Annotated in this window: 4 protein-coding genes and 1 pseudogene; all 5 read right to left on the bottom strand. The window is 68.5% G+C overall.

Going from position 1 to position 4,858, the window contains the following annotated elements; genetic code table 11:
* Positions 1-89: 89 nt before the first annotated feature.
* Positions 90-688, bottom strand: a pseudogene (locus tag ACF08N_RS37735) (IS5 family transposase); the annotation flags it as partial.
* Positions 689-827: 139 nt separating this feature from the next.
* Positions 828-1,178: a hypothetical protein gene (locus tag ACF08N_RS37730; RefSeq protein WP_392329225.1), complete on the bottom strand. Its 351-nt coding sequence runs from the start codon at positions 1,176-1,178 to the stop codon at positions 828-830.
* A 1,043-nt stretch (positions 1,179-2,221) separates the two neighbouring features.
* Positions 2,222-2,419, bottom strand: coding sequence for a hypothetical protein (locus tag ACF08N_RS37725; RefSeq protein ID WP_392329224.1), 198 nt, complete (start codon positions 2,417-2,419; stop codon positions 2,222-2,224).
* Between the two features lie 658 nt (positions 2,420-3,077).
* A complete protein-coding gene (locus tag ACF08N_RS37720; protein ID WP_392329223.1) occupies positions 3,078-3,311 on the bottom strand; it encodes a hypothetical protein in 234 nt (77 codons plus the stop codon).
* Between the two features lie 79 nt (positions 3,312-3,390).
* The gene (locus ACF08N_RS37715) at positions 3,391-3,603 is read right to left on the bottom strand and encodes a DUF1918 domain-containing protein (protein ID WP_392329222.1); all 213 of its coding nucleotides are present in this window, start codon (positions 3,601-3,603) and stop codon (positions 3,391-3,393) included.
* Positions 3,604-4,858 lie beyond the last annotated feature (1,255 nt).

The following is a 4,858-nucleotide window of genomic DNA, read 5'->3' as shown; positions in this document are numbered from 1 at the left end:
CGGCTCTACGACGAGACGAAAGCCTTCCCAAACCAGCCACTGGCAGATCATTCCGCCATCGCGGCTTGACGCTTATCCGCGTGGGATGTCTTGTCTGCGATGACCGCGTCGGGCTTGCGGCGGGGTCGCCCGGAGCCGGCCCGAGGCACCCTCAAGGCGCCCATGACCTCGTCGAAGACGATGGAGTCGTTGACGTTGCCGGGCGTGACGACGACGGCCAGGGGCAGGCCCCGGCCGTCGCAGGCGAGATGGACCTTGCTGGTCAGCCCGCCCCGGGACCGCCCGAGCGCCTGGCCAGCCGTCGTGCGTGCCGGATCTTCCAGTTCGTCCCCCGTCGCCGCCCCTTTTTGCGGGCTCCGGCGGCGTGCTGGTGGGCTCGGTTGATCGTGGAGTCGACCGACACCGTCCACTCCACCGCCCCAACGGAGTCGTCCCGGACCTGGACCTGCTCGAGCAGTCGGGCCCAGGTTCCGTCCGTCTCCCAGCGGGCGAACCGCTCATAGGCCGTCTGCCACGGCCCATAGCGTTCCGGCAGGTCACGCCACGGAGCACCGGTCCGCAACCGCCACAACACCCCGTTGATGACCTGTCGGTGATCCCGCCAAGGCCGACCTCGCCCGTCAACACCCGGCAGCAGAGGCGCTATCCGCTCCCATGCCGCATCCGTCAGCTCACCACGACCCACCACAAGATCAATTATCAGACAGGGCCTAGTCGTTGGCATGGTGATACCACTCATCACACCGGCGACTGGAGGGCCCTGTGGTTTCGAATCGAGCCATGCTCGACGTCTCGTGCGAGCTGGCTGAGCATGTTACGTGGCTGCTTTACGCCCGCAGGCGTGAAATCAAGCCGCCCGGCGGAAGCTCGATTGTTTCAGGCAGGCCCTGCTCACTCGGCCCTGCTCGAAGGCGCGACCGGCAGGATCGACTCCAGCCGCCGCAGCGCCCGCCGCCGAGGAGATGTTCGTTGATGCATGTGAGGCGCACGGCGGCCTCGCGCAGGGCGTCGATATCGCCAGCAGCAGAGTGGGCGAGGAAGAGCTGGCGGTACAGCATCTCGCTTTGCTCCGCGGCGAGAACGCCGCGGCGGGCGGGCCCACAGGGCGCCGGGGATGTCTTCGGCTTCGCGCACCGCTCAGACAGCTCGTATAAGACGTCCACGATCGCGAAGACCATGTCCTAGATGATCGGCTCGGCCCAGGCGTAGCGCTGGGGGGATGCCGGTGAAGGGGCGGCCGCGGACCAGGGCGAGCGCGCGGCGCAGGGCAAGGTCGCCCTCTTCGTCGTATCGGGCAAGGCCGGTGCGGGCGAGGCGCGGGAAGCGGGTCCAGTCGCAGGTGACGGCAGGGCCGAGGCGGTAGCGGCTGTCGCCGGTGTCTTGGACGCGGGGCAGGTCGGCGGGCGCGGCCTCCGCTGGTCCTGCTGCCGATGCGGGGGCGCCCCCCTTGGTTTCTCCAGCCTTCGGCTCGGCAGCGACTTCGTCGTCCTCGTCGATGAAGGTCAGAACGTCGGCGAGCGAGGGTCCGGCGGCGGGTTTCTCTTGCGGGAGGGCCTCGTTCTGAGCTTGGGGCTTGGCCAGGTCCGCCGTCGGTGCAGGTCCGGTGCTGTCGCTCTCGGGTCCCGGGCGTCGGCCCGTCGTCGGCGACGGCGTCCGTCTCGGGCTCGGCGTACTAGGCGGGCAGCCCGTCCTCGTCCGCTTCGCCCTCGCCTGCCGTGCCCTCGCCCCTGTCCCCGGCCCCTGCTGTCTCCGCGTCGGCCTCGTGGTCGGCGCTGCCATTCGTGCGCACCGACTGATTTGCGACTGCTCGTCGTCGTCCTGGTCGCTGGCGTCGGCATGGGTCCAGTCCGGCGCTGGGACGTCGGCATCGCTGCTTGCGGGGGTGAGCAGGTCGACGGCGTCGGCGAAGTGCTCGTCGCTCAAGCCCTGCAGCTTGACGAAGAGGTTGGAGCCGGGCAGGGCGACAGTGTGGTCCGGACCCTGGCATTCGAGGGCCCACGCTCCTGTCGGCAGATGCATGCGGACGTCGGCGGTGGTGACGCCGCCTGCAGTGCGGGGCTCGGTTGTGAGGGTGTCGAGGAGGGCGGTGCGAGCGTCACCGTCGGCAGGGCTTCGGCGAGCAGGATGTGCGGGGTCCAAGCGCCGACGGCGTCGTCCATGAGTCGGGCGGCCTGCAGGCTGTTGGCGCAGCGAGCGGCGTGCCTCCGGGCCCTCCAGCCGTTCAGGCAGGCCGAGCTTCATCGGCCGCAGCCGCCGTGAGCACGATCAGCGGGTCGGCGTCCTTGCCGTTGCGGTGCAGCCGCCCGGCGCCGATTCCCGACTCCTGCAGGGTCCAATCGACCAGCTGCGCAATCGGGGTGGCTGGGCACTCCAGCACGATCCCGCCGGCGCAGTACCCTTGGCCGTCGCCGTCCAGCACGGCGAGCGGACCATGCGGAAGCGCGGTCGGCCACGGCAGGCTTCGCGACGGCCTACTTCACCGCCGAACGGCGCGATGATGTCGACGGCTTGGCTGCGGGTACCGCCTCAACGGGGGGCAGGGTATGGGCGATCAGCGCGGCCGACTGCGCCGCGGAGTCGGTGAACGGGTCCGGTGCGGGCGGGCACTTCGCCGCCCCAGATTTAACTCTGGATTGCGTGTCGAGTTTGAGTGCCTTCTCAAGATCGAAGTCGTTGATCAGGAGGCATCCGTCCGTCAGTCCGTCTAGCTGTGCCCCAGGGCGAGACCGACCATCATCGCCCATCCGTTCCACGACGCCAGCCGCCTTCACGCGTTGATGCCCGACGACGTAACCTGCGACAGAGGTCACAGAAGACCCGCGCCATCACCGCGAGCATTCACGCACTGCCCAACGAATGATCAAGAGTTCAGAAGCGCACGTGTGCGGCGGGCGGATGCAGGCACCGCCCTCGGCAGCTCCGCCGCCGCCTGGCAGCAGGAACATGGCACACACCAGATGTACGCCGTGGCTGGTGGACCGTTCCCACCCCGGCCTTGACACCCAGGGCCTTGGTACTCCGTCCCCAGCACATACCAGTCGCTGCAGTCACAGCGCCGGGGACGGGCCCGTGTCGTGTCAGCCGAACAGGTCCCGCACCCGGATCGTGCGGATGCGCAGCCATCGCGCCCGGCGGGGCGGCAGCTTTCCGCCCAGAGCGGTGACCGTGGTCGGGCGCGGCGGCTGCCAGTCGGCGCGCACCGCGTCCCAGAAGTCCTGCCATGCATCCGATTCAGTCGCACCACGCCCGACCACGTCCGTGCCCGGGCAGGAGACGACATAGCCGTCCGGGGTCACCTCAACCGACACCATCCGACTACGCTCCACGGCCATCACCACCCACAAAGGCGACAGAATGCCGATCGTCAGGAGATGCGGCAGAGTATGCCGCTCAATCCCTTGGTTCCGGGACGGTGCGCTGTGCGGAGTTGTCCACGACGCAGCCCGGGCCGGGGAAGACCTCGCTCTCGTGTCCGTCGTCGTAGCGCACGCGGTACGGCGGTTCACCGCCCGGCCCGAGAACTTCCACCACTCTCACGCGGTGCTCGGCAGAGCCGACCTTGCGACCGGGAAACCGCAGTACATCACCCACGTTCACATGCATCCGCGATCCCTTTCATGGTTCCGGCCAGAGGACCTGGACATGACTGATGGCCTTCAGTGTGCGCCCGGCGACACGAACACGCACCAGGGAAAGGCGAACCCGCAGTCCACCTCGCCCATGCGGAACGCTGGACCGGAGCGGTTACCTCCTATGGTTTCTTCTGTCCGCGAACGAGGGCGGCATGACGCTTCCCCGCAGACGGACGTCTTCGACGCCTTCGGCTGTTCTCGGCTGAAGTGTCAAGAGATGGAGATGGTGCTGAAGGACGGCACCGTGCGAAGGGTACGGCTCAGTCCGTGGGATCCGGCAAGTGCTTCTTCTGCGACGCCCCGCCCACTTGCATCTACACGGCCGTAGATGCAGGTGATGAACCTCAAGAACACAACATCTACGGCCGTGCCCCGGGCAACCCCCGGACGTCAAGGCCGCGAGTCTTCAGCGTTGGGGACTGGCCGGTCTGCGACCACTGCCGCACCTCCTCGACGCCGATCAGTGGGGACGTCCCGCCCGGCACATGGGTGGGCCGGAATGGGAGCTGCCCCCGAGCGCCTTGACGCTACCGGCCCGTGTGTTGCGGTAGGCGTCTTCGGTGCCGCAGCAGCCGCCGAAGACCGCGCACAGGTGCCGAGGAGCATCGTCTCGTCGGCAAGGGCTCGTGGACCGCGGGGCCGTCCGTCCGCCTCGGTGAAATGTGGTTTCCGCCGGGAATTGGAGATGTGCCCGGTCAGGCGGGTGCCGGGGGGGCACGCAGCAGCCGCTGCTGACGGCCGGGGGCGTGCTGCCAGCGCAGACGGATACCGCGGCCGCAGACGGCGTTGCCGGCCGACACGAGGCCGCCAAGGCCCGCGCAGTCACAGAAGTCAAGGCGAGCGAGTTCGACCACCGACTCCGCATACACCGCCACCGCAGCAGCACGCCTGGCGCACGCGCAGCGGTGCGGATGTCCAGCCCCCGCCACGGTGACCATAGCCCACCGCCCGCCCCGTCCAACGATCGTGGTGATCTCCATGCCGCTCGCCTCCCCTGGCATCGGCGTGCCGGGCCCCGCCGCATTGCCGACATGGTGTCCGGGGCCCGGCCGCCTGCCGCATGACCGCTCATCGAATGCGGCAGATATTCAGCGAAACCCGTACAGACGAATATGTCCAGGGGGAGGGACACTAGGGTCCGTCTTCAAACGGATCTTGCCCAGAGCAGGAGCGCCGCGAGTGTGACTGCTGCCTCGTACGAGGTGGCGGTCTTCTCGTATCTGGTT

This window comes from Streptomyces sp. NPDC015127 (assembly GCF_043080095.1).
Lineage (GTDB): Bacteria > Actinomycetota > Actinomycetes > Streptomycetales > Streptomycetaceae > Streptomyces.
The sequence above is the reverse complement of the archived record's forward strand: the minus strand, read 5'-3'. Positions and strand labels throughout refer to the sequence as shown.